The sequence below is a fragment of the Neobacillus sp. PVCKKU3 genome (assembly GCF_058323225.1).
The window spans coordinates 102794-128380 of the sequence record NZ_JBLVQN010000005.1 but is presented as its reverse complement, the minus strand read 5'-3'; the positions used below and the strand labels follow the sequence as shown (position 1 = coordinate 128380).

At 40.8% G+C, this 25587-nt stretch carries 29 protein-coding genes and 1 other RNA gene; 8 read left to right on the top strand and 22 right to left on the bottom strand.

Annotated features, from left to right (window positions below; genetic code table 11):
* Positions 1–297 precede the first annotated feature (297 nt).
* From accA to dnaE, 5 genes are all read right to left on the bottom strand, one after another.
* Positions 298–1275 (bottom strand): acetyl-CoA carboxylase carboxyl transferase subunit alpha, encoded by a 978-nt coding sequence (accA, locus tag ACNQGS_RS05340; protein WP_213144624.1) that lies wholly within the window; start codon positions 1273–1275, stop codon positions 298–300.
* The gene (gene accD / locus ACNQGS_RS05335) at positions 1260–2147 is read right to left on the bottom strand and encodes an acetyl-CoA carboxylase, carboxyltransferase subunit beta (RefSeq protein WP_423799293.1); all 888 of its coding nucleotides are present in this window, start codon (positions 2145–2147) and stop codon (positions 1260–1262) included. Before accD ends, accA begins: the two co-directional genes overlap by 16 nt.
* Positions 2148–2336: 189 nt before the next feature.
* Positions 2337–2903, bottom strand: a complete 567-nt coding sequence (locus ACNQGS_RS05330) for a FadR/GntR family transcriptional regulator (RefSeq protein ID WP_491486473.1) — start codon at positions 2901–2903, stop codon at positions 2337–2339.
* 55 nt (positions 2904–2958) lie between these two features.
* Positions 2959–4197, bottom strand: coding sequence for an NADP-dependent malic enzyme (ystJ, locus tag ACNQGS_RS05325; RefSeq protein ID WP_491486472.1), 1239 nt, complete (start codon positions 4195–4197; stop codon positions 2959–2961).
* 115 nt (positions 4198–4312) lie between these two features.
* Positions 4313–7681: a DNA polymerase III subunit alpha gene (gene dnaE / locus ACNQGS_RS05320; RefSeq protein ID WP_491486436.1), complete on the bottom strand. Its 3369-nt coding sequence runs from the start codon at positions 7679–7681 to the stop codon at positions 4313–4315.
* Positions 7682–7841: 160 nt separating this feature from the next.
* Here dnaE and ytrH point away from each other — a divergent pair, with 160 nt between their 5' ends.
* Positions 7842–8180 (top strand): sporulation membrane protein YtrH, encoded by a 339-nt coding sequence (gene ytrH / locus ACNQGS_RS05315; protein ID WP_213144620.1) that lies wholly within the window; start codon positions 7842–7844, stop codon positions 8178–8180.
* Positions 8177–8680, top strand: a complete 504-nt coding sequence (gene ytrI, locus ACNQGS_RS05310) for a sporulation membrane protein YtrI (protein ID WP_213119916.1) — start codon at positions 8177–8179, stop codon at positions 8678–8680. Before ytrH ends, ytrI begins: the two co-directional genes overlap by 4 nt.
* 33 nt (positions 8681–8713) lie before the next feature.
* Here ytrI and ACNQGS_RS05305 read toward each other — a convergent pair whose 3' ends face one another.
* Positions 8714–9646, bottom strand: a complete 933-nt coding sequence (locus ACNQGS_RS05305; protein ID WP_491486435.1) for a DHH family phosphoesterase — start codon at positions 9644–9646, stop codon at positions 8714–8716.
* A 98-nt stretch (positions 9647–9744) separates the two neighbouring features.
* Between ACNQGS_RS05305 and ACNQGS_RS05300 the strand changes: the two genes are divergently transcribed.
* Positions 9745–10053, top strand: a complete 309-nt coding sequence (locus ACNQGS_RS05300; RefSeq protein ID WP_491486434.1) for a YtpI family protein — start codon at positions 9745–9747, stop codon at positions 10051–10053.
* 49 nt (positions 10054–10102) lie between these two features.
* Here the strand turns inward: ACNQGS_RS05300 and ACNQGS_RS05295 are convergent, their stop codons facing one another.
* From ACNQGS_RS05295 to ACNQGS_RS05285, 3 genes are all read right to left on the bottom strand, one after another.
* The gene (locus ACNQGS_RS05295) at positions 10103–11419 is read right to left on the bottom strand and encodes a DRTGG domain-containing protein (RefSeq protein WP_491486433.1); all 1317 of its coding nucleotides are present in this window, start codon (positions 11417–11419) and stop codon (positions 10103–10105) included.
* Positions 11420–11538: 119 nt separating this feature from the next.
* Positions 11539–11775: a hypothetical protein gene (locus tag ACNQGS_RS05290; RefSeq protein WP_491486432.1), complete on the bottom strand. Its 237-nt coding sequence runs from the start codon at positions 11773–11775 to the stop codon at positions 11539–11541.
* A 62-nt stretch (positions 11776–11837) separates the two neighbouring features.
* Positions 11838–12518, bottom strand: a complete 681-nt coding sequence (locus tag ACNQGS_RS05285) for a metal-dependent hydrolase (protein ID WP_491486431.1) — start codon at positions 12516–12518, stop codon at positions 11838–11840.
* Between the two features lie 177 nt (positions 12519–12695).
* Here ACNQGS_RS05285 and ACNQGS_RS05280 point away from each other — a divergent pair, with 177 nt between their 5' ends.
* Positions 12696–13793 carry a M24 family metallopeptidase gene (locus ACNQGS_RS05280; RefSeq protein ID WP_213144614.1) on the top strand — a complete coding sequence of 366 codons (1098 nt, stop codon included), beginning with the start codon at positions 12696–12698 and terminating at the stop codon, positions 13791–13793.
* A 55-nt stretch (positions 13794–13848) separates the two neighbouring features.
* Positions 13849–14045: non-coding RNA, 6S RNA (ssrS, locus tag ACNQGS_RS05275), on the top strand.
* Positions 14046–14143: 98 nt separating this feature from the next.
* Here ssrS and ald read toward each other — a convergent pair.
* The 4 genes from ald to ACNQGS_RS05255 all read right to left on the bottom strand — a co-directional run bounded on the left by ald (position 14144) and on the right by ACNQGS_RS05255 (position 16127).
* The gene (gene ald, locus ACNQGS_RS05270) at positions 14144–15262 is read right to left on the bottom strand and encodes an alanine dehydrogenase (protein WP_491486430.1); all 1119 of its coding nucleotides are present in this window, start codon (positions 15260–15262) and stop codon (positions 14144–14146) included.
* Between the two features lie 63 nt (positions 15263–15325).
* The gene (gene ymaG / locus ACNQGS_RS05265) at positions 15326–15571 is read right to left on the bottom strand and encodes an inner spore coat protein YmaG (protein WP_491486471.1); all 246 of its coding nucleotides are present in this window, start codon (positions 15569–15571) and stop codon (positions 15326–15328) included.
* 54 nt (positions 15572–15625) lie between these two features.
* On the bottom strand, positions 15626–15823 hold the full coding sequence (locus ACNQGS_RS05260; protein ID WP_491486429.1) for a hypothetical protein: 198 nt from the start codon (positions 15821–15823) through the stop codon (positions 15626–15628).
* A gap of 145 nt (positions 15824–15968) precedes the next feature.
* Positions 15969–16127 carry a hypothetical protein gene (locus ACNQGS_RS05255; RefSeq protein ID WP_491486428.1) on the bottom strand — a complete coding sequence of 53 codons (159 nt, stop codon included), beginning with the start codon at positions 16125–16127 and terminating at the stop codon, positions 15969–15971.
* Positions 16128–16230: 103 nt separating this feature from the next.
* On the opposite strand from ACNQGS_RS05255, the gene ACNQGS_RS05250 reads away from it, so the two are divergent.
* A complete protein-coding gene (locus ACNQGS_RS05250) occupies positions 16231–16683 on the top strand; it encodes a universal stress protein (RefSeq protein ID WP_491486427.1) in 453 nt (150 codons plus the stop codon).
* A 117-nt stretch (positions 16684–16800) separates the two neighbouring features.
* A complete protein-coding gene (locus ACNQGS_RS05245; protein WP_491486426.1) occupies positions 16801–17115 on the top strand; it encodes a hypothetical protein in 315 nt (104 codons plus the stop codon).
* A 69-nt stretch (positions 17116–17184) separates the two neighbouring features.
* Here ACNQGS_RS05245 and ACNQGS_RS05240 read toward each other — a convergent pair whose 3' ends face one another.
* The 9 genes from ACNQGS_RS05240 to sppA form a co-directional block, all read right to left on the bottom strand.
* Positions 17185–17697, bottom strand: coding sequence for a MogA/MoaB family molybdenum cofactor biosynthesis protein (locus ACNQGS_RS05240; RefSeq protein ID WP_491486425.1), 513 nt, complete (start codon positions 17695–17697; stop codon positions 17185–17187).
* Complete coding sequence (locus ACNQGS_RS05235; RefSeq protein WP_491486424.1) at positions 17694–18536, bottom strand: EcsC family protein; 843 nt, start codon at positions 18534–18536, stop codon at positions 17694–17696. Before ACNQGS_RS05235 ends, ACNQGS_RS05240 begins: the two co-directional genes overlap by 4 nt.
* Positions 18537–18642: 106 nt before the next feature.
* Complete coding sequence (locus ACNQGS_RS05230) at positions 18643–19836, bottom strand: acetate kinase (protein ID WP_491486423.1); 1194 nt, start codon at positions 19834–19836, stop codon at positions 18643–18645.
* Between the two features lie 203 nt (positions 19837–20039).
* Positions 20040–21023: a class I SAM-dependent methyltransferase gene (locus ACNQGS_RS05225; protein WP_491486422.1), complete on the bottom strand. Its 984-nt coding sequence runs from the start codon at positions 21021–21023 to the stop codon at positions 20040–20042.
* A 163-nt stretch (positions 21024–21186) separates the two neighbouring features.
* Positions 21187–21687, bottom strand: a complete 501-nt coding sequence (gene tpx / locus ACNQGS_RS05220; protein ID WP_213119901.1) for a thiol peroxidase — start codon at positions 21685–21687, stop codon at positions 21187–21189.
* A gap of 194 nt (positions 21688–21881) precedes the next feature.
* Positions 21882–22361, bottom strand: coding sequence for a GerW family sporulation protein (gene ytfJ / locus ACNQGS_RS05215; RefSeq protein WP_213144604.1), 480 nt, complete (start codon positions 22359–22361; stop codon positions 21882–21884).
* A 17-nt stretch (positions 22362–22378) separates the two neighbouring features.
* Entirely contained in the window at positions 22379–23074 is a 696-nt protein-coding gene (locus ACNQGS_RS05210) for a DUF2953 domain-containing protein (RefSeq protein WP_491486421.1), read from the bottom strand.
* Between the two features lie 70 nt (positions 23075–23144).
* Positions 23145–23582 carry an RDD family protein gene (locus tag ACNQGS_RS05205; protein ID WP_378584307.1) on the bottom strand — a complete coding sequence of 146 codons (438 nt, stop codon included), beginning with the start codon at positions 23580–23582 and terminating at the stop codon, positions 23145–23147.
* Between the two features lie 11 nt (positions 23583–23593).
* On the bottom strand, positions 23594–24604 hold the full coding sequence (sppA, locus tag ACNQGS_RS05200) for a signal peptide peptidase SppA (protein WP_491486420.1): 1011 nt from the start codon (positions 24602–24604) through the stop codon (positions 23594–23596).
* A gap of 156 nt (positions 24605–24760) precedes the next feature.
* On the opposite strand from sppA, the gene ACNQGS_RS05195 reads away from it, so the two are divergent.
* A complete protein-coding gene (locus ACNQGS_RS05195) occupies positions 24761–25561 on the top strand; it encodes an NAD kinase (protein ID WP_491486419.1) in 801 nt (266 codons plus the stop codon).
* Positions 25562–25587: the final 26 nt, after the last annotated feature.

Genomic DNA, 25587 nt, shown 5'->3' with positions numbered 1-25587 from the left:
CACCTCATTAATAGGATAAAGGTACTATGTAAGCCTCTTTAAGAAGGATGGTTTAAAATTACATTTGTTTTCCTTCTTCTATTATTAACATAAAACCCTTGAATATTAATAAAATATCACGAAGGAATAACCATAACAACTATGTCAATAGCCATTTTAGAATAGACGGAATAGTTCGTTAACTGAAAGCGTTTCATATCATAATGAGAACGTTATCATGGGTTTTACAGCCAATTTTATATGAACTTTTTGTGAATGCCCAACGAAAAAACGTGCCCAAACGAGCACGCATTTTCCCTAATTTACTCCAATGTATTCATTTATCAATCCAAACTCTCCAATTGTTCTAAAACGCTTGTATCGATCAGCAATTAATTGGTCAGCAGAAAGCTTCAAAAGCTCCTCCAAGGATTTGATTAGGACAGGTTCAATTTCCGCAGCTTGTCCTTGCACATTCTTATGAGCACCGCCCTTAATTTCTGGAACGATATCATCGATAACTCCTAGTTCCTTTAGGTCAGGCGCCGTGATTTTCATAGATTCTGCCGCATTTTTAGCGTAGGCAGCGTCCTTCCATAAAATTGCCGCCGCTCCCTCAGGCGAAATGACTGAGTAGGTGGAGTTTTCAAGCATGTAAATCCGGTTGCCAACACCTAGTCCAAGCGCGCCGCCGCTTCCGCCTTCACCAATGACAATACAGATAACTGGTACTTTCAACCCTGCCATTTCAAACAGGTTACGGGCAATTGCTTCACTCTGTCCCCGCTCTTCTGCTGCTTTACCAGGGTATGCGCCTTTCGTATCAATAAAACAAATAATCGGCCGGTTGAACTTATCAGCTTGCTTCATCAACCGCAAAGCCTTTCTGTAGCCCTCAGGATGTGGCATTCCAAAGTTTCTGCGGATATTTTCCTTCGTATCCTTTCCCCGCTGATGGCCTATTACAGTGACAGGCAACCCTTTAAATTTGGCAATCCCGCCAACAATCGCTTCATCATCGCCAAAAGTCCTGTCCCCATGGCATTCAAAGAAATCGTCGAATAGATAGGAAATGTAATCCAAGGTTGTTGGCCTGTTAGGATGGCGGGCTATTTGCACCCGGTCCCACGGTTTAATATTTTCATATATTTCCCGTTCCAGCTTCTCCAACCGGGCCTCTAATTTATTGATTTCCGAACTCAAATCCACATCAGTGGTATCTGTAAATTCCTTAAGCTCAGCTATTTTTTTTCTCAGTTCATTGATTGGGCGTTCAAATTCTAATTCGCCTGCCATTCAAACACACCCCCTGGCTGATGGATATCAAGTATCGTTGCAATTTTCTCTGCCAATTCTAATCGGGAAATGATGGCATCAAGCTGCCCATGTTTTAACAAAAACTCTGCTGTTTGAAAGTCTTCCGGCAATTTTTCACGGATTGACTGCTCAATCACCCTGCGTCCCGCAAAACCGATTAATGCTCCAGGTTCGGCAAGGTTATAATCCCCCAATGATGCAAAGCTAGCAGACACCCCGCCAGTTGTTGGATGGGTCATAATTGAAATGATTAAACCGCCATTGTCGCTGAATTTCTTTAAGGCAACACTTGTTTTCGCCATTTGCATCAAACTTAGTGCACCTTCCTGCATCCTGGCTCCGCCCGATGCTGTAAAAATAACGAATGGAACGGACAATTCATCCGCTTTTTCAATCGCTAAGGTAATTTTTTCGCCGACAACCGATCCCATACTGCCCATACGGAAGGTTGAATCCATAACGGACACAACGACTTTATGGCCGTTAACTGTACCAACCCCAGTGACAACCGCTTCATTTATATTGGTTTTTTTGCGGTCCTTTTCAACCTTTTCTAGATAGTCGGGAAAATTCAAAGGATTCTTTGAAATCATATTTTCGTTGAATTCCTCGAAGCTTCCTTCATCAAGAAAACTTTCAATACGCTCCTTTGAATTCATAGGAAAATGATGTCCGCAATGAAGACAAACCTTTAAGTTTTTTGAAAGTTCTTTTGTATACATAATTTTTTTGCATGAAGGACATTTTGTCATTATTCCTTCAGGAACGTCGCTTTTCGCCGCTTCTGTAGGAATGGTTGCGTATTTCTTCTTTTTTGTCTGGTTTTTGGAAAATAAATCTTTAAGCGCCAAAAAATAAACCTCCTTGTATGGAATTTTGGCTGATGACGATAATCTATCAGCAGTCTTTCTAACAATTGGCTTTCTCATACATATACCGATAGGTGGCCAGACCACTGAAGGATTTAAAAATGCCCTATAAAGGGGCTTGTATAATTTACTATAAAATAAAAAAGGTTCAAAATCTGTTGCTTTCTGTCGTTAGACAGATGACAATTTTCGTAATTGAACGTATGCCAAAAGGACCTTCATTTCGTCTTTATCAGCCATTGCATCCAATAAATATAGATAGTCTTCACGCTTGTACTCTACAGGAGAAGAAGATAACGAATGATAGTAATCCTTTAAGATTTCCCATATCTTAAAAAAAAGATGGTTGTCTGCGGCTTCAAAAATCTGATAAAAAAATTCATCATCCTGGAATCCTTCTGACTCCGTCACCCATTCTTTCACGGCAGCGATATTCGATTGGTCCATTCTTTTCAGTGCGAGGCGCAGACCATCCATTTCGATAAAGTTTTTTGTTTCGAAGACATCCAGTTTTGCTTTTTCATCCTGCAAAATAAACGTGCTGAGAAGCTGGACCAATTGATTTCCCCGGAAGTCACGAAGATAAGTACCCTCACCCCGACGTGTTTCAATTAAGCCTAACAGTTCCAAAGCTCTCAGTGCTTCTCTAACGGAAGAGCGCCCGACATTCAGGCGCTCAGACAGTTCACGTTCCGAAGGAATTTTATCCCCCTGCTTTAGTCCATCATCCGTTATCATTTCTCTTAGCTGTTTTAAAATCTCTAGGTACACTTTAGAATTGCTCACGAAAGAATCACTCACTTTTGCCAATTAGAGCGAGCCTTTTTGTTTTTTCCTTTATATCTTCAGGATCTACTTTTATTCGTGCTACACCTGTTTCCATTGCAGCTTTTGCCACAGCGGCAGCTACATTGGGAGCAACCCGCGCGTCAAATGGTCCCGGAATGACATAATCTGCATTGATTTCCTCTTCCTTAATTAAACCAGCAATGGCTTCAACTGCAGCAATTTTCATTTTTTCATTAATATGGGTAGCGCGAACATCAAGTGCTCCCCGGAAAATCCCAGGGAATGCTAGAACATTGTTTACCTGATTTGGAAAATCAGAACGTCCTGTTCCCACCACTTTTGCCCCTGCTTCTTTCGCTTCATCAGGCATAATTTCCGGTACCGGATTTGCCATCGCAAAGATAATCGGATCCGTATTCATGGATGCAACCATTTCTTTGGTTAACGAACCAGCAGCGGATACACCTATGAATACATCTGCACCCTTAATTACATCCTTCAGGCTTCCTGCCAAGCTGTCGCGGTTCGTATACTTCGCCACTTCAGCCTTAACATTGTTCATGCCTTCCGGACGACCTTCATATATCGCACCTTTAGTGTCACACATGATGATATCTCTTACACCATAGCTAAATAATAATTTTATAATGGCAATCCCCGCTGCTCCTGCACCGTTAGCCACGACTTTAATTTCCGTCATTTTCTTGCCTGTCAGCTTTAAAGCATTGACAAGTCCAGCTACAGTTACTATAGCTGTTCCATGCTGGTCATCATGGAACACTGGAATATTCGCTTCCTTCTTTAATCTTTCCTCAATGACAAAGCAGTTTGGGGCGGCAATATCTTCAAGATTTACCCCGCCAAAGGTAGGTTCTAAAAGCTTAACAGTCTCAACAATTTTGTCTACATCGGTAGTATTTAAACAAATTGGAAAGGCATCGACGCCTGCAAAGCTCTTAAACAAGACCGCTTTACCCTCCATAACCGGCAGCGCTGCTTCAGGGCCAATATTGCCAAGTCCAAGTACGGCTGTTCCGTCAGAAACAACTGCAACCATATTCCCTTTCATTGTATAGTCGTAGACAGTTTCCGGTTTTTCATAAATATCCTTACAAGGTTCTGCTACCCCTGGAGAATAGGCTAAGCTTAAATCCTGTGCATTTCTTACTGGCACCTTCGATTTCGACTCTAATTTCCCTTTATTAATTCGATGCATATGTAATGCTTCTTCTCTTAAAGTCAAGACTGTCACCCCGCAAATGAATAAAAAAATAAAATAAATTCCCCGTTTTAACATTGGTGGTCAGACCACACATGTCTCCTTACCACTATAACATATCTTCCAAAGTTGTAAAGATTTAATCTTTCAAGACTACATTATGACCACCCAATAAATCCTTTAAGGATTGGATGATTTCCGGATGGGGGTTAATATTTTTTTCCGCGCCTAACCTTACTGTTTTCTTTGTGGTGTCATAATGCAGGACTACCGTTGCATTCCCCTTATTGCTACTTAGAAGCTTGTTTAATTCTTGAAGAGTCCTTTCATCTTCCTTGTCATGGGTTATTTTTAAATATAGCACAGTCTGTCTGACTGCTGCATGCGCATCCAGCCATTTCTCGATTTCTGTAACTTGTTGAATAATCAATTGCCGCTTTCCATCACGTTCTTCGACTTTCCCTTCAAGCAGGGCAAAGCATCCTTCCCCTAAGTATTGGGAATATTTTCGGTATGCATCAGGAAAAACGACTGCCTCCATTTCACCGGTTGGATCGCTTATCGTTAAAAAGGCCATTGATTCCCCTTTTTTCGTCCGGATTGATTTTTTGGATGTAATGTAGACTCCTGCTTGCGCCTTCCTGATCTGGCTATTTAATTGAAATAAGGCTTGAGCACCTGCCCGTCTAAGCTTTTTTTCAAAAATGGAGATTGGGTGATTGGAAAGATATAAACCAAGCGCCTCTTTTTCATAGGAAAGCTTTATTTGTTGGGTCATTTCATCAACCTGCACATATTTCGGTTTCGGAATCATTTCATCCTCGAACATATCAATTTGATTTGTATCATCCGTTTTAAATATTTGCGCATGCTCGATCGCAACATCCAGACTGGCCAAGAGGACGGCCCGGTCCTCCCCGAATTCATCAAAACTGCCGGAATGGACTAGATATTCAAGTGTTTTACGATTGATTGCCTTTCCCGATACCCTGATACAAAAATCAAATAAATCGCTAAACTTCTTTCGTTTTCTCGTTTGAAGAATTTCCTTCAAAGCAGCCGCCCCAACCCCGCGGATGGCACCCAGACTATAGCGGATTTTTCCTTTCTCCACTTGAAATAAATAACTGCTCAAATTAATGGAAGGAGACAGAATATCAATTTCCTTTTGTTTTGCTTCTAAAATATACTGGCCGATTTTCGTCTCGTTTCCGATGGCGGAGGTAAGCAGGCCAGCCATAAAGTGAACCGGATAATTGGCTTTTAAAAAGGCGAGCTGATAGGCAATTAAGCTATACGCCACGGCATGGCTGCGATTAAACCCATAATTGGCGAATCGGACAATCAAATCATATATTTCATTCGCCAAGGTTTCGCTGTATCCCTTCTTCAGCGCGCCTTGGACAAAATGCTGCCGCTCTTTATCCAACACTTCTTTTTGTTTCTTCCCAACCGCTCTTCTTAACAGATCTGCTTCACCAAGGGAAAATCCTGCCATGATGGATGCAATCTGCATAATTTGTTCTTGATAGACAATGACGCCGTACGTATTCTCAAGGATCGCCTGAAGGTCAGGATGCGGATAATCAATTTTCTGCAGGCCATGCTTCCTGTCAATAAAAAGCGGGATATTTTCCATCGGACCTGGCCTGTACAAAGCGTTGACAGCGACAATATCCTCAAAACGAGTCGGCTTCAGGCGTGTTAACACCTTCCTCATTCCCTCTGATTCAAGCTGAAAAATACCTGTTGTTTCACCTTGAGCTAATAGATTGAAGGTTTTTGCATCATCAAGCGGTATAGAGCCAATATCCAATCTCCTTCCTGTGTGGCGATAGATGGAAGACAGGATCGTTTCAATTAACGATAAATTTCTAAGCCCCAAGAAGTCCATTTTAAGCAGGCCCAGTTCCTCTAAGTATTCCATAGAAAACTGGGTTAAAAAAATCTCACCTGATCCTTGCTGAATCGGAATTAAGTCGATCAACGGCTTCTCACTGATGACAACACCTGCAGCGTGCGTTGAGGTGTGACGGGGCAGCCCTTCCAGTTTCAGCGCTGTATCAAACAATCGGCTATTTAAAGGAGTCTCCTGGATGAACTTCCGTAAACCTTCCGATTCCTTATAGGCATCCTTTAAGGTTAGACCCGGGCGAGAAGGAATAAGCCTTGACATATAATCCAACTCTTTCGTATTAAGACCGAACACCCTTCCGACATCCCTTAAGGCCGCTTTCGCAGCAAGTGTACCAAATGTAGCAATTTGCGCAACATGCAGCTCACCGTATTTTTGTGCCACATATTCAATGACCTCATCCCGGCGATGGTCGGGAAAATCGATATCAATATCAGGCATGGAAATCCGTTCAGGGTTTAAAAATCTCTCAAACAACAGATGATGCTCAAGCGGGTCAACATCGGTTATGTATAATACATAGGCGACTAGGGACCCCGCAGCAGATCCCCTGCCCGGTCCGGTTAAAATCCCCTTTTCCCGTGCGTATCTCATAAAATCCCAAACAATTAAAAAATAATTGCTGAACTGCATCCGCTTAATTACATTCAATTCATAGGCCAGGCGGTCCAAGTACTCCGTTGATGGTTCCTCCGAAATTCTTTCCTTTAAACCTTTTTGACAAAGTTTTTCCAGATATTCTTTCGCCGGCATGCCGTTTTCTGTTGGAAAGGATGGCAGGTACGTTTTGTCTAAATTTATGTTTATATTACAACGTTCAGCAATCCTAAGCGTATTTTCCAGCGCCTCCGGGACATCTGCAAAGCACTCAGCCATTTCAGCAGAACTTTTTAAATAGAATTGGTCACTGCCCAGCTGCTGACGATGGTCGTCCTGCAATTTGTCACCATTTTTAATGGCTAACAGGCATTCATGAGCAAACATATCTTCTTTTTCCAAATAATAGACTTGATTAGTGGCCGCGAGCGGGATATTCCATTCTTTTGAAAGCCGGAGGAGCTGTTCTCTAAGTGTTTTTTCCTGTTCAAGCTGATGGTTTTGAAGGGCAAGATAAAAATTGCCGCGGCCAAAAATACCAGAAAGTTCAAGAGCAAGATCTTTGGCCAAAGCCACTTCGTTTGTTAATAAAGCCTGCTCAATCTCCCCTTCTATTCCCGGTGTAATGGCAATGAGCCCCTTAGAATAAGCCTTGAGCCATTTGTGAGGAAGTCCATTTTCAGCCTTTGTTTGCACCGCACTGGATATCTTTAATAGATTCTTATAGCCTGCGTCATTTTCCGCTAACAACACAAGTGGATATGTTCCTTCTTCCATCCGTTCACTTTCGATATCCACCGTCAGTCCGATAATTGGTTTTATTTGTTGTTTTTTGCAAAGCTTATAAAATTCAATCGTCCCGTACATAACATTCCGGTCGGTTAATGCCAGCGTCCGAAATCCTTTGCTTCGGGCATTCTCCACTAAATCGGATACAGACGCCGTGCTGGTCAATAAACTATAGGCACTATATACATGAAGGTGAATAAAAGACATCCGGTCGCACCTCTCATTCTACTTTTATCTTACTTCCATTATAAAACTTGATATGAAAAAAAGAAAATATGTTCTATTTTTCACTGCCAACTCATATTAAATTGCACTTGTCCATATAAATGTATAAAGATCATTTGGCTAGACAAAGGCGGTTGAAGGAATGAAAGAACTTGGTTTTTTTCCAGCTTTTATCGAAAGCTATTTTATTGCGTTGGGAGTTGTGCTCGGAGGTTCGCTTATTGGGGGGATTGCCTCCTTTATAACTGGACAGCCTCCATTAACAACGGTTTACCGATTATCATCCGCCCTTAGAATTTGGGCGATTGTTGCGGCGATAGGAGGAACTTTTGATACGGTTTATACATTTGAACGCGGTTTTTTAAACGCGGATACGAAAGACCTATTTAAACAATTTCTATTAATTCTTTCGGCCTTGGGCGGTGCCCAGACAGGTGCACTGATTATTAACTGGCTGACCCAGGAGCATATTTCGTCATGAGAATTCCTCCTTATTACCGCAGACCTTCCTGGCAGCGTTTTATTTCCGGAATGGCCGTCGGCGGTGCCATCAGCTGGTGCATATTTTTATATATTTATGGAGTTTTTCAAGAGGACAATGCGAAATTAATCAGAAAGCAGCAGAAGGATATAGCAGAGTTAAAAGACGACGTTAAAATTTGGCAACAAGATTACGCTGAATTGAATAATAAAAATTTAGGAAAAATCACAATTGAAAAAATAAATATCCGAATAACCAACTGGGAGAAATATAAATTAGATCAGTTCAGTGTTTTTCAAACAGAAGAGGCCGTCAGAGATGATATCAAAATCGTACTGGCAAAAGATTTGGAAACAGTCGCTAAAAGCAAAGACATGCTGAAAAAAATCATTGAAAACAAACCATATGAATTAAACGAAAAGCGCTATCGCCTTAAGGTAAAGGAAATGGTTATCTATACCACCCTGACCATACAGTTGGAAATGGAATTCGCTGAATGAAGAAACGGCCTCATCAGGCCGTTTCTTTGTGTATTATTTACAAACTGCATGTAGTTCTCTAAGTACATTATCTACTTCATCCCAAGAATAGATGGAAGCACCTGCCGCTAACGGATGACCTCCTCCGTTAAACTTCCTGGCGACCACATTGATGACCGGTCCCTTTGAACGAAGCCGCACCCTTATTTGGTCACTTTCCTCAATGAAGAAAACCCATGCTTTAATCCCTTTTACATCCCCTAAAGTACTGACTAACAATGACGCTTCTGCAGGTCTTGCATGGTATTCCTCAAGCAGGTCCTTTGTTAGTCTAACTGCTGCAACGCCGTTTTCTTGCATATCAAAGTGCTGCAATATGTACCCATTTAACTTAACAATATTTGGTTCTAGTTCATACATTCTGTCAAACAACTCCGTACGCGAGAAATTAAAGTGGATCAACTCTCCCGCATAGGCAAATGTCTTGTCCGTTGTACTCGGAAACAGAAATCTTCCGGTATCCCCGACAATGCCGCCGAATAACAGCCTTGCTGCTTCATCATTTATTTTTAGCCCTTTTTCTTTTCCATCTAAATAAAATTCATAAATCATTTCGCTGCAGGAGCTTGCAGTCGTATCGACCCACAATAAATGGCCATACGGATCTTCATTTGGGTGATGATCGATTTTAATCAGCATATCCCCCTTGGTATAGCGCTTATCGTCAATCCTTTCTTGATTGGCCGTATCGCAGACTATCACCAGTGCACCCTCATAAACTTCGTCTGCGACTTCATCTAGCCTCCTCATAAAGTGGAGGGTCGGCTCCTCCTGCCCTACCGCATAAATATTCTTTTCCGGAAAAGACGCCTTTAAGATAGCTGCCAATCCGCCCTGTGAACCATAGGCATCAGGATCAGGACGAACGTGGCGATGGATAATAATCGTGTCATATTGTTTGATTGTTTCCAGTATTTTCTCTTTCATATATTCTCCTTTTCAACCATCCTTTTATGAACATTGTAGCATTTTCCTTCAAATACAGGTAAAATATTAGGTGATTTTTAAAATTGGAGGAACATTAGATGCTAGGTTTGGTTTTTCTTATCGTTATTTTATTTGCTTTTTATTTATTTTATAAAACAAAATACATCCGGAGCAATCGTCCTGTTGAAAAGAAATGGCTTTCCGCTAAGTCCAATATTGCCCTCGGGCTTTTTGTCCTTATGTTTGGGATTAATACCATCTTCCTTTCCACCTCAACTGCAGCTTATATTGTTGCAGCCATATTCATTATATATGGAGTCTTATTTAGTTGGGTAGGATTCAAAAAATATAAGCATTACCATCGGTTTGCTATTGAAGAAGCTGAAATGCTTGAGACAGAAAAGTAACATAAGTATAGCCGCTCCCTGAATACGAAGGAAGCGGCTATTTGTCATGTTATCTGTCAATCAATTGGCACATCATCATTGCTTTTCCGACAAGAACGCCTTCATTAAATACTTCCACGTCTACCTTTCCAAACTTTCGACCTACTTCCAGCACTCTTGGATAGATTTCCAATGTGCTTTCCATTTGAACCGGTTTAATAAAGTAAATTGTCATATTTTCGACGACAAGATCGCCTTTTTTATAGTTTTTCAGCACTCGGTTGGCGGCATCGGAGACGATGGTCGTAAATACACCATAGGAAATGGTCCCAAGGTGATTTGTCATTTGCGGGGTCACTTCACAGGTAAAAGCATCTTCCCCTTTATCTTTCCCCTGTAAAATTCCTATCTGATTGGTGACAATATCATCAAGAGTTACCCCCACCTGCGGCTGCCGCTGGTTCATTTGCAGTGCCTTCAGGACATCCTGCCTGCTGATCAGCCCGTCTAAGTGATTGGAGTCGTCGGCTACAGGAAGTACTTCAATACCTTCCCAGACCATCATATGTGCCGTTGAAGCAATACTTGTTTTACCGTTTACAGTCATAGGCTGCCTTGTCATTATTTTATCAATCGTTATATCCATATCCTGCCCCAAAACATCTTTGCTTGTTACCATCCCCTGGATTCTCATGTTATGGTCAACAACAGGGTAGCGGCTATGTGTCGTTTGCTGGTTTAATTCATGCCATCTTGAAACCTTATCGGTTGTTTTTAAATAATAAGTCTCCGATAAGGGTGTTAAGATATCTTCTACTAAAATAATTTCTTTTTTAATTAATTGGTCGTAAATCGCCCGATTTATCATCGTAGCGACAGTAAAAGTGTCGTAGCTTGAAGAGATAACCGGAAGCTCAAGTTCGTCTGCTAGTCGTTTAACTTGCTCCTCCGTGTCAAAGCCTCCGGTAACGAGTACGGCTGCTCCAGCTTTCAACGCAAGCTCATGGGCCTGTGTTCGATTTCCAACAATTAATAGATTCCCCGCCTCAGTGTAGCGCATCATGGCTTCCAATTTCATAGCACCGATCACAAATTTATTAAGCGTTTTATGCAGTCCCGTTCTTCCGCCCAATACTTGACCGTCGACAATGTTGACCACTTCCGCAAAGGTAAGCTTTTCAATATTTTCTTTTTTCTTCCGTTCAATCCGAATCGTGCCAACCCGTTCTATCGTACTGACGTAGCCTTTATTCTCGGCTTCTTTAATGGCACGATAGGCAGTTCCTTCGCTGACACTCATAGCTTTGGCAATTTGCCTGACAGAGATTTTCTCCCCAATCGGCAGTCCATCAATATATTCTAAAATTTGTTCATGCTTTGTCGCCAAGACCTTCACCCTTTATAATCAAATTCCAATCTATCCGTATCCGAAAATGTCTCCAATTTCATTATAAAGTTAAAAAAGCCTTGATTCAATGCGGATTCTCTAAATAGAAATCCCGCTCCTTAATGAAAAGAGCGGGATTTCTTCTTTAATTGCCCCAATTGCTGCTTTGAGATGTGCTTTTTTGGTGTATAAAGAAGCGCGGTAAGATTTCCGGCAATGACCATTAGAGCAAATCCAAGCCAAGCGATTGAAAAAATTCCTTGCGTCCCCTCAGCCGTTACCGAAAGCCTCGGAACCGCAAAATACATCATAAGTGCTGCCAGTAAAATACATAGTAAATATCTATTCTTTTTCATCTTCCTTCCTCCTTAACAGACTGCTTGTTTCATTTTTATGCTATAAGGAGGAAAAAAAGTAGTTAAATTTCGATTGCTTCGCCCGGGTTTAACACTTTTCCGTTTTTCTCTTCAAGTAATTCAATGAATCGATTAGGATCCTGCTTGATTGGCGGGAATGTATTGTAGTGAATTGGCACCACTGTTTTTGCCTCCAATAGCTTAGCGGCATAGGCAGCATCCTCTGGCCCCATTGTAAAATTATCGCCAATTGGAAGGAAGGCCACATCAATTGGATTACGTTCACCAATCAACTTCATGTCGGAAAACAATCCAGTATCGCCTGCATGGTAAATGGTTTTGCCTTCACTGCTAAATAAAACTCCTGTCGGCATGCCGCAATAAATGATTTCATTGTTGTGTGTTGCGTAGCCTGAACCATGAAAGGCCTGGGTCAGTTTAACTGTTCCAAAATCAAAATGACATGCTCCGCCGATATTCATTCCATGTGTTTCAACGCCCTGCCAGCTAAGATATGTAGTCAGATCGGCATTAGCAACAACAAGCGATCCGCACCTTTTCGCGATTGCCACAGTATCACCGACATGGTCATTATGCCCATGCGTTAAAACAATCACATCTGCATGTACTTCCTCGGCCTTTAAATCTGTTAAGCTATTTCCTGTAATAAACGGATCAATTAAAATCGTTTTTCCATTAGTGATAATTTTGACGACAGAATGACCGTGATAAGAAATTTTCATTTCCATTACCCCTTTCAAAAACTATATTAACTACTTCCATAAAAGTTTCGGAAATCCTTCCACAATATACCCATATCAATCTTGTTTTAGCACATCATAAAATCAGATAGTTTACATTTTATTTTTCTATTGATACTCTCAAATAGGAAATGCTTTTAAAAAGGGAGGACCCTGATAATGAATCAACGAATTGAAAAGCTGCAAAGCTGGATGAAGGAAAATGATATTCATGTAAGCTTTGTTACTTCATCTGAAAATGTATTTTACTTAAGCGGCTACTATACAGACCCGCACGAACGATTGCTTGCTCTTGCTGTCTTTCAAGAAGAAGAACCGTTTTTGGTTTGTCCGGAAATGGAGATTTACAATGCAAAAAATGCCGGCTGGCAGCATGAAATCATTGGCTTTAACGACATTGTCAATCCATGGGATATGATTGTAAATGCGATTAAGAAGCGCGGAATTACCGTTGGAAAAGCTGCCATCGAAAAAGAACACATGAATGTGGAACGCTATGAACAGCTTACGGAATTATTCCCAAATGCAGCGTTCATTTCTGCTGAAGAAAAATTAAGACTTCTCCGCATGATTAAGGATGCAGAAGAATTAAAAGCGATTGAAGAGGCGTGCGCCCTTGCAGATTACGCAGTTCAGTTTGGCGCCAGTGAAATTAAAGAAGGGAAAACCGAGCTTGATGTTCTTAACGCCCTTGAATACGCACTAAAGCAAAAAGGCGTAACAGAAATGTCGTTTTCAACTATGGTGTTAACTGGTGCAAACGCCGCCTCTCCACACGGCAATCCAGGCATGACCAGAATTAAAAAAGGCGATTTCATCTTATTTGATTTGGGTGTAATCGTCGACCGCTATTGTTCTGATATTACAAGAACAGTTGCTTACGGGGATATTAACGATAAGCAAAAGGAAATCTATGATACGGTATTAAAAGCACAGTTAGCCGCATTAGAGGCAAGCAAGCCAGGTGTAACAGCAGCTGAAGTTGATTTGACTGCCAGAAGAATCATCGGGGATGCAGGCTATGGAGAATATTTTCCACATCGGCTTGGCCATGGACTGGGAATTAGCATCCATGAATATCCTTCCATAAAGGAAACAAACCAGCTTGTTCTTCAAGAAGGGATGGTATACACTATTGAACCGGGCATCTACGTTCCTGGTGTTGCAGGCGTACGCATTGAAGATGATGTGTATATTACAGCCGATGGAGCGAGAGCATTAACAAAATTCCCGAAAGAGTTACAAATAATAAAGTAACCTGTTTGGATTTTTTTAACATTGAACTGTAGATTAATTTGATGTAACATACAAATATAGGCTGCGTTGTACGTAACAATAATAAAGTTTTAACCTTTAAGCTGTTATAGGGAGTTTAAACATCGAAGCTGGAATGACAAGCCTCTGTCTATATGACGTGGAGGACACGCAGAAAAGCTTCTGAAAACACCCACTTTGAGGAGTGGTGGTTTAAAACTTTCTTATATGAGGTACGGCAAATGCGGCTTTTTAATTTGGGTCTTTCTCACCAGCTTTCATATGAAGCTGGTTTTTATGTTTTTAATACAAAAGGGAGAACCGCTTTGGCGGCCTCCCTTTTTTCCTGTTCCTTACTGACCAAGTAAGCCTTTTGCTTCTCTGTATTCCAGTCCTTGAGCCTCCGCAACCGCCTTATAGGTTACATAGCCGTCTAGTGTATTGATACCTTTTAATAATGCTTCATTTTCTAAACAGGCCTGCCGGTAGCCTTTATTGGCAATCTGAACGGCATAAGGAACGGTTACATTTGTTAAAGCGATGGTCGAAGTTCTTGGAACAGCTCCCGGCATGTTGGCAACAGCATAATGGACAACACCATGTTTAATAAAGGTCGGGTTATCGTGGGTGGTGATTTTGTCGGTTGTTTCAAAAATCCCGCCTTGGTCAATCGCGATATCCACCACAACACTCCCAGGTCTCATTGTCTTAATCATTTCTTCCGTTACCAGCCTTGGGGCTCTCGCACCGGGTATTAATACCGCCCCAATTACTAAATCCGATTCCTTTACTGCTTCAGCAATATTATAAGGGTTTGACATTAACGTTGTGACTTCTGAGCCAAAAATATCATCTAATTGGCGAAGGCGGTCTGGATTCAAATCAATGATTGTCACTTTTGCTCCCAAACCAATCGCCATTTTGGTTGCATTTGTCCCAGCGACACCGCCGCCAATAATTGTCACCGTTCCTCTTTGCACACCAGGTACACCTGAGAGGAGGATTCCCTTGCCTCCATAAACCTTTTCCAAAAATTGCGCACCAACTTGGGCCGCCATTCTTCCTGCAACCTCACTCATTGGGGTTAACAATGGAAGGCTTCCGTTTGGAAGCTGGACTGTTTCATACGCGATACCAACCACTTTGTTTTCGATTAAAGCCTTTGTTAATTCGGGTTCAGGCGCTAGATGCAAATATGTAAATAGGATCAGACCTTCCCGAAAATATTTATATTCACTTGGAATTGGTTCTTTCACCTTCATAACCATGTCCATTGACCAGGCTTTGTCCGCAGATTCAGTTAATTTAGCCCCAGCCGCCAAATAATCATCATCGATGAATCCAGACCCCATTCCGGCTCCTTTTTCAATGTAAACCTCATGGCCGTAGTTGACCAAATTGCTTACTCCTGCTGGAGTCATGGCCACACGATTTTCATTGTTTTTCACTTCTTTAGGTACTCCAATTCGCATTTTCCTTACCTCCAAATCTATTTGTTAAAGATGCCCTGCCATATTCGGCAAGGCATTCATATTTTAATAGTAATAGCCAGACGGATATCCATAGTATGGGTATCCATAACCGTATCCATACGGGGATAACAAGGCTCCTGCGGCCAACCCTGTTAAGAACGGGGCTCCAAAACCGCCGTAATGGCCATAGCCGCCATAATGGCCATAGCCACCATGATGAAATCCTCCGTGCCCAAACCCATGGTGGATTCTCGGGTCACTTGGGTCTGTTATATGATGGTTTATATCTACTATGGTATGACTGGGCATAATATTCATGACGTGGTTCAATTTATTTCTCTCCTCGTTTTTTTATTTTCTCTTTTAAACAAAAAATGGAAATCCTCCGAAGAAAGGAAAACCGAAGCCAAAGCCAAACGGTGGGAAAAATGGCATTCCAAACCCCCATCCCCATGGTCTAAAGCCGAAGCCTCCCCAAAAAAGCCGTGAATCATGGTTTGCACGATTAACATTAGGGTCATAAGGTATTGAGCCTGGAGTCATATACATATTGTGATACATGGTTTACCTCCTCTTTTTCATAATTCACTAAAGAATATGCGTACGCGGAGGTAAATTCTTGGGTAGATGCCCTTTCCAGAATAATTTCATAGACTAATGCACAAATAATAAGGGCTGTTCATTGAACAGCCCCCTCCCCCATTAACTATTCCTCAATTACTGAAAAATCTCCACTTGTCGCTATTGCCGTTCCTTCGCCAATAAAACCGCTGTTATAAGAATTCATAATTTGTTCACTTACCTCAATTGCCCCATTTTCATCAAACTCAAATGAATATTGCTTATTAGGATCAAATTTAGTCATTTACCCCACCCCTTTTTATGTTAGTTACTTCATTATTGTTCGAAAAATTGCAACAGTTATTCGTTGTTAAATATTGTATAATCAAGGTGAGGAGATGATAATCATGGGACTTAAATATCAACATATTTTAGTCGCGATAGATGGATCAAAGGAAGCGGATTGGGCTTTTAAAAAGGGGATTGAAGTCGCAAAAAGGAACAATTCCAGCCTTCTATTAGTTCATGTCATTGATACTAGATCATTTGCCTTAATTGAAGCCTATGACACGGTTGTTGGAGAAAGAGCAGAGAAACTAGCCAAGGATATGCTTGAAAACTACAAAAAACAGGCAGAGGATGCCGGTCTCTCAAATGTTCAGTATGAAATTGATTTCGGTTCTCCTAAAGTAAGGATTCCTAGGGATTTGGCTAAGAAGCATAATGTGGATTTAATTATTTGCGGTGCAACCGGAATGAATATGGTGGAAAGATTCTTTATTGGCAGCGTTTCTGAGCATATTACCCGCTACGCGCCATGTGATGTTCTCATCGTCCGTACCTCAAAAGATATAGAATAAAGACATACTGCACGAAGCTAGATAGGCTTCGTGCTTTATTTTGAACTTTTTTGCGTGAATGCACCATAGATGTGTAGTAAAATAAAATCAACCTATAATTGATCTTTGGAGGCTTCTATGAAAGAGGACTTTACATTCGACTCACGTCTTGGCATTTATATACCTGATTTACGGGCGGATTGGAATCAGTACAGCAAAGCAAATCAAGAAGCTATTCTCTATTGTTGGGAACGGATACGAGGTTCGATTCCCGACCGAATTGCGGACCTGGAACAGGAAATCAATCATAAACAAGCACAGCTTTACGATGAAAATGACTTCCCCCGCTCTTGTCAATTAAACACAGAAATCTCCGAATTGGCTTCCATCATCAATGATTTATGGCTCTGGTACCGTGCAGACCAAAGAGTTTCAGGAAAAGTTCATCTATAAAAAGATAAGGGCCATAACCTCACTGCTACGGAGTATTAGAGCAGTGCTAGGTAATGGCCCCTTATCATCCTATAAATCTTTTTTAATTTCTTTTACGACATGGCCGATTTCGGGCAAAATCAGTTTGTTCATAGCAAGTTTTACAGCGCCGGAGGAGCCTGGTGTTGAGAAAACAGCTTTATTTTTAATAACGCCTGCAACTGCCCTTGAAAGTATAGCCGCAGAACCAATATCCTCTTGATAGCTCAGGATGCGAAAGATTTCACCGAATCCGGTCATTTCCTTTTCAAGCAGACTTTGAACCGTTTCAATTGTTACATCCCGTTTGGCAATTCCTGTTCCGCCATTTGTCAGGATCACATCAATATCCTCACGCTCACAGCCTTTCAGTATTTCCTCCTGAATGGGCAGAGCCTCATCCTTTACAATACAGTATTCAACAACCTTGTGGCCTGCTTCCTCGAGCAAATCAATCATCAATCTGCCGCTTTTATCCGTCTCTTTGTTACGTGTATCACTAACTGTCATCACTTTACAATTCACTTGAATCTGGGCCGATTTTCTATGTTCTTGAATACTCATTCGCCAAACTCCTCTTTTTCTTTTAAATAACGAAGCTGATAATATTTCTGAGCTAGTTCCGTCACCTTCCTCGTCAGTTGATAATTGGCGCCTGCTCCAATTGCCATACTGATTAGCGGAACCCCTTGAACAAGTTTTTTTCTGAATAATGTAATGACCACTGCTTTAAACAGCTGCTGAAGTGGCTGCTCAAGCCATGTGATATCTGTTATCTCTTCTGTTCCTTCATAAAAATAAGGATTTTCATTCTGCTCCAATTCAGCCATTATAGTGGCCCAGCCATCTTTTTTCATTCTTGGCGGCAGCGTTGCTGTATGAAATACCTTTAAAGAAGTCATCAATTCATAGGGAGTGTTGACTTCAAAACCATAGGACATGGCAATTAATTGAACGACTCTTAAATTAATTACTGCAATGGCTGGAATATCCGTCCCAAGCAAAAGTTTCCCGCCGGTCCCTGCCAAACCACCCTGGATAAACGAATATAGCCGGTGTTTGGCAATTTGCTGTTCAGCTATGTATTGCAATTGATCGAAATCCAATTGCCTTAGGTCTTCTATTTTTTCTGTGTCCTTGTTAAAAATTCTCGCAGAGGTGATGATTCTGTCCTTTGCATCCATTTGAAGCTGTGAGCCTTGGATAATTCCGTGCAAATGAAACAGCCAGCTGTCTAGACCTGAAAAAAACTGCCTTTGAAGATTCTCTGGCATCATGGAGAAGGACCGTTCCAAATATTTTTCATAGGTTAGTTGAAAGTCGTTTGCTTCATAGCTTAATAAGTTTTTTTCCCATTGCCGGATTTCTGCTAATTTTTTTCTTTCCTGGTCTGTTAATGGCATGCTTCCATCCCACCCTTTGAAAGCCTTTTTTATTCAGTATATCATATTAAAATTCAATGATAAAAAGGCAAAAGCCGCATTATTTTAGCCTTTGCCTTTTTATGAATTAATGAGATGCTGCTAAGCGCTGCACGTCCCTAGCTATCATTACTTCTTCGTTAGTTGGGATGACCAATACTTTAACCGGTGAATGCGGATAGTTGATAAACGCTTCTTTACCTCTTACCTTGTTAAGAGCAGGGTCCCAGTAAACTCCCATAAACTCCAGACCTTTTAAAACATTTTCACGAATTACATCGCTATTTTCTCCGATACCCGCTGTAAAAATAATCGCATCGACACCGTACATACGGGCTGCATAGGAGCCTAGGTATTTATGAATTCGATTTGAAAACACGTTTAACGCAAGCTTCGCCCGTTCATTTCCTTGCTTTGCCTCGATTTCTATATCGCGGAGGTCACTTGAAAAACCGGACACGGCCAGCATTCCACTCTTTTTATTTAAAACATCCAATACTTCTTCAGCCGTTTTCCCTGTTTTCTCCATGATATATGGAATAAGAGCAGGGTCAATATTTCCTGAGCGGGTCCCCATCGTAACACCGGCAAGTGGTGTAAAACCCATGGAGGTATCAATCGACTTACCTCCTTGAATGGCTGTAATACTTGCCCCATTTCCCAAGTGGCAGGAAATTAACCGCAGTTGTTCAATCGGACGGCCTAATAATTCAGCAGCCCGCTGTGAAACATATTTATGGCTGGTTCCATGGAACCCATACTTACGGATGCCATATTTTTTGTAATATTCATATGGCAGACTATAAAGGTAAGAGCTCGCAGGCATGGTTTGGTGAAATGCGGTATCGAACACCGCCACTGCCGGAACATTTGGAAGCGCCTGTTTGAATGCCTTAATTCCGGTAACATTGGCCGGATTGTGTAACGGAGCGAGCTCCGATAATGCTTCTATTTTATTTAATATCTCGTCTGTAATGATAACAGAATCGTTAAATTCTTCTCCTCCATGGACGACACGATGGCCAATTCCCTCGATTTCGTTTAAGGATTTGATAATACCAAGTGATGTCAGTTTATCTAACAGCATTTTAACGGCTACTTCATGATTGGGGATATCAAGTGTCTCTTGAATTTTTTCACCGTTAGCAGTGATATTGAAAATGGAATCATTCAATCCGATTCTTTCAATTAACCCTTTTGTAATGACTTCCTCTTCCGGCATTTCAAATAATTGAAATTTTAAAGAGGAACTACCTGCATTAATTGCGATTATTTTTGCCATTTGCTAAACGCTCCTTTTTTAAACCGATCTATATACATATACCCACTTTTATTTTGTGCAAACCGTTCTTGTTTATCTCCCTCAATTTCACATTTAAACACTGAAGAACATACATTTCAAGGTCAATTTCGAGTGGCAGCGTTTTCGGCAAATAATAATTATATTCCCATTTTTCTTAAAATAAAAAAAGGTGACTTTTAACGTCACCCTTTGTTTTCCTGGAACCATTTTTCAATATTCACTAAAATTTTATCCATTTCCTGACGGTTGGATAGACTTGGAAGGTTGACAAGCAACGCCTGCTTTGGCGGCTTTATCTCCTCGCCTTTTTTCTGCAAAATCAAAATGCTTTTCGCGGAATTTTTATCACGGAACATGCTGTTCGGCAGCTGCATAAGCCCTTGAATGATTACCTCTTCCTTTAAATACTCATGGAGTTGTCCAGCTTGGGGGCTCTCAAAAAGACCATTAGGGATAAGGAAGAATAAATAGCCCCCCGGTTTCGTATGGCGGACGCTTTGCTCAATAAACAAATGATGCGAATAGGAATGACCCTCTTTCGCTTGTAGCTGGTAATCTGCTGCTCGAATATCATTTGGATAAAATCCAATCGGCAAATCCGCCGCTACTGCATCAACTGATTCAATAAATAATGGTTCAAGGCTATCCTGATTAAAGAACTGGACTGGATTTTCTTGTAAATTTGCATTTACATAAGCAAGCTTTATTAAAAGATCATCAATCTCTACCCCAACAGCCGCAATTTCTTTATGAACATGGTTTAGTATCGTCATTAATAAATTCCCGGTACCAACTGCAGGGTCAAGCAAACGGAAGGATGGTTTTTTAATAAAACGCTCAACCAAATACGCAATGAGCATCCCAACGGAATCAGGAGTCATTTGATGGTTGGGCTGAACATTTTCTTTCATACCTTTTAAAATAACCAGCTGAAATGCCTTACGAATATCCTCATTTGAGTATTTCTCCAAATCTATCTCTTCATATTGCTTTTTCAATCTTTTTAGCGTTAATTCACTTAGTTCTTCCTGAAGGATAGACGCTTGGAAAAGATTCTCGCCGGTCTCAGCTAAAGCTTCCAAAAAAGAACAATCCAATTCTTCCTGTAAGACTAAAGCTGTTTCATTAAACATTGTAAACAATTTTTCAGTTGAAGAAATATTCATATTACACCTCACTATAAATGTAAACTTGCCGACTGGCGAGTCCGATAGGACGAAGACAGAGGCGTAGTTGAATTTATGCGTTAGGAATGTATAAATTTGTTAAAATTTATACTTTCCTATTAGCAAAAAAGACCCCGCCGCGGCGGAGGCCTTCATTTAATTATTACTTCGCGCTTTTTGCTGCTTCAAGAGCGGCTTCGTAATTTGGATGATTCGTAGCTTCGCTTACATACTCAACATATGTTACAGTATCGCTTGAATCTACCACAAATACAGCACGAGTTAATAATCTTAAGCCTTCGATTGCTACTCCATAAGCTTCTCCAAAAGAAAGGTCACGGTGGTCAGATAAGGTTTGGACATTTTCGATGCCAGCTGCTGCACACCAGCGTTTTTGAGCAAATGGAAGGTCCACGCTTACAGTTAAAATTTTAACATTACCTAAACTGTTTGCTTCTTCGTTAAAGCGGCGTGTTTCTGCATCACAAACCCCAGTATCCAATGATGGAACGGAAGTAATTAAACGAACCTGCCCCTTGGTGTTGTCTAAAGTAACTTCTGATAAGTCATTGGCAAGTACTGTGAAATTAGGAGCTTTGTCTCCTACTTTTACCTCATTGCCTAATAGAGTAACCGGATTTCCCTTAAATGTAACATTTGCCATCTTTACATCCTCCTTTGTCAGTTCAAGTAAACCAGGCACTAAAACCTGCTCACTTGGAATATGTACAGAGTAAATATATCCTTTCAATACTATTTTTGCAATTATTAAGACTTTTAGAAAGAACACATTTTTAGAGCCTCCATCATGAAAAAAGTTAACCTTCCTAAAGTGGTTTGGAAGATTAACCTTTCAACTTATATATCAAAATCATGTTTTGCCTGGTTGTTTTGATATTGCGGGCTGCTCTGCTGTTTTGCTTCATCCTTTTTCGCGAACATCTGCTGAATCTTGTCAACTGCCTGAGGGGCAAGCTCAAGGATTTTCTCATATAAGTGTGTGCTTTCGTCTAAATGAAGCATCTTAACCCCTTGTGAATTGACAATTAAAAAGGCAATTGGGGTAATCGATACACCGGCACCACTACCGCCGCCAAACGGAAGCTTTATCCCGCCCTGGCTTTGGCCCCCTTGACCGCCTTGTCCTTGGCCTTGTGATGTATCCATTTTGAACTCGCTGCCTCCCGCTGCAAATCCAAAGCCTACCCTGGAAACAGTCAGGATGACACTTCCATCCGGAGTTTCCACAGGATCTCCGATGATGGTGTTTACATCAATCATTTCCTTTAAGCTTTCCATCGCTGTCGTCATTAAACCTTGAATTGGATGATCAGACATAGCAGTCTCCTCCTCTTTCAAATTGAATTGGTTCTATCATTTGTAAAATTAGATTTGTTTTTGAAAGGCGGTTTTCCCCCCTTCCAAAATTTAATCAGTTTTAATCCTGCCAAAATAGCATACCCGATTCGAAACTGAAAAATACATTGAAAATAAGTTTGGACTACGCTTCCTTGAAACTGGGGAGTTATGCTTAATTTTGGCGTTGTTTTTAGTTTTAAATATTGACTGAGAACCCCGATAACCGACCCTTTCAATGTCCAAAGAGCTCCTGTCAAAATAGCTGTATGTGCTGCATCACCTATACCAATCATAGTCTGCCATTCAAATTCTTTAATACTTATTTTTCGTAAAAATTTCCTGATGATAATTTGGAGTCCCTTTACTTTTTTTAAGAGATCCTGGGTACGTTTCCAGTAGGACTTTACGTCTTTATCTGTAATTTGGGTCCAGTTCGGTTTGGAACTTTCGGCCTTTCCTGTTTCTGTGCTGCTTTTAACAACAATGCTCGGGGAATCTTCATCTACCTTAATTAATGGGATGCTTTTCTTATACCTAATAAGTCCAAACCAGATCCTAAACTCTACCTTTAAGTCATCATTATCATTGTGATGGAAATAAGTCAGCAGAATCGTCAGTTTAGTGAAAAGGATGAGAATAAATAAGAGCAAAAGAATTATCAGGGATGCCAACAGCCAGATCAACGTTTTCACAACCTTTCAACCTGCTATTATTTCCCATAGAAAAAAAAATAAACCTGCCGAATTGAATCGGCAGGCTGTATTATGATTCAGTATGAATAACGGTCGTATCAGTAAAAAGGTCATGCAAACCTTGTTTTTTAGGTAAAAAGGCGACGATTATATAGCCGATAACGATCGTGGCAGAAATAAAGCGGCCAATCCATTCCCTAAACAAAACTGTCCCCCATGTAAGCCTTTCCTGATCAAGGTTTATGACCTTAAGTCCAAATACCATTTTTCCGAGCGTTTGGTTAAAAAACTTGGTCATCAATACAAAATATAAGTAAAAGATCACGGCTGATGAGATAGAAACAGGTGAAAACATATTAAATTCAGATAAAGATATATCCAATAAGCGGAAAAGAGGATTAATTAATATTCGCTCTATACTGCCTACAACGATCAAGTCGAGCAGAAATGCCCAAAAGCGCATCCAAAAACCTGCGTATCGAACAGGCCTTACTTCATTCGTGTCCATCTGCTTTCCCCCTATTCCGCATATAGATACATGAGACGCGGTGAATTTGGTTTGGAAAGGATTTTCATCAAACCGGCCATTTCCGCACTGTCGCCTAGCCATTTTTGTGCTTGAAATTGAAACATGGAGGCAAAGCCAAGGTCATCCGTATAACGGACTACTTTTGCACCTTTTAGCTTTTCATTTTTCTTCATTTTCGAAATAACATCATCTAGGTATCCAAACCCATCAATCAGCTTCAATTCCTTAGCCTGATGTCCGTCGTAAACACGGCCATCAGCAATCTGTTTAACCTGGTCGATCGTCATCCCCCTGCCATCTGAAATGACTTTAACAAATCCGTCATAAGAGTTATCAATCATCTTTTGTAGGATTTGCCGCTCTTCCTCGGTCATTTCTCTTGTCGGACTCATAATATCCTTATACTTACCGCTTTTTATCGTGACAAAATCAACGCCGTATTTATCTGCCAGCCCTTTATAATTGATTCCCTCCATGATTACCCCAAGGCTCCCTGTCAAAGTCTCAGGACTCGCATAGATCTTCTTAGCAGCGGTTGAAATATAATAGCCTCCTGAAGCGGCCATGGAGCCCATTGAAATATATACCGGCTTTTTCGTTTGTTTCTGAATTTCCTTCAGCTTATCGTGAATTTCCGCACTTTCAACGACCCCACCACCTGGGGAGTTAACCCTGATAATGACCCCCTTGACGGAATCATCCTCTTTAATATGGTTCAGTTTTTTCATAAAGCCCTGATGATTATAGCCAGAGTTTTGCAAGAGCGAGCCCGTTTCTCCTGTGTCCTGAATGACCCCATCTACATCGAGAATGACTATTTTTTTTAATTCGCTTCCATCATCCACAACTTCTTCCGTAAAGGGTTCTTCCCCTGCGGCCATCAATTCACTAAAATCTGTTTTGATACCTTTAAAAGCAAATGCTGATAAAAAGTTTATTAGAATTGAAAAAATAAATAATGCCGCAGCAATTCCAAGTGCGGCCCAGCGTTTACCACTCATAAATATCCCCCTTTTTAACGATTCTGTTAAATTTCCCTGGCTGTTCTCATATTGTTTCAAAAAAATGCTAAACTAATTTGAGATTACTATTATTTTATCAAAATTTGGATTTTAACAGGACTATAATACATTAATTTTTTCCAGGAGGTCTAATATATGCCAGAAAGGCAAATGATTTATTATGATTATAAACACGATAACGATACCCTCATTAAAGCCGCCCCTCTTTTTGAAGCCACTGAACGCTATGGTTTTACGATTGTCGATGATTATCGTAAAGCAAATATCATTGCTAGTATCGGGGATGACGGGTCTTTTCTTCAGGCCGTCAGAAAAACCGGTTTTCGGGAAGATTGCCTTTATATGGGGATATCCACAAAAAACAATTTAAATATGTATTGTGATTTTCGTATTGGCGAAACCTCAAATATGATTAATGCCATGCTGAAAGAACAGTTGGAGGTCCGCCGCTATCCGCTTATCGACGTTTCTGTAGATGGGATAGGAACTTTTACGTGTCTCAACGAATTCAGCATCCGCTCGTCCATTATTAAAACTCTTGTCATTGATGTTTTTGTGGATGATGTGCATTTCGAAACCTTCCGTGGGGATGGGCTGATTGTTGCGACACCAACGGGAAGCACTGCCTATAATAAGTCAGTGCGGGGTGCGGTCGTTGATCCGCTTCTCTCCTGCATGCAGGTAAGCGAGGTTGCTTCAATTAACAACAACAATTACCGGACACTTGGCGCATCGTTTATTTTGAGCGGAGAAAGGGCGCTTACACTTAAAGTTGTTTCAGAGGAAAATGATTACCCGACCATGGGAATGGATAATGAAGCACTTAGCATTCGCCATGTTGATAAAATTAAAATTCAGTTAACTGATAAAAAGTTAAAAACGCTGAAATTAAAGGACAACTCCTTCTTTGAAAAGGTAAAAAGGACGTTTTTATAATTTTTTGATTGTCCCTACTAAAGAGG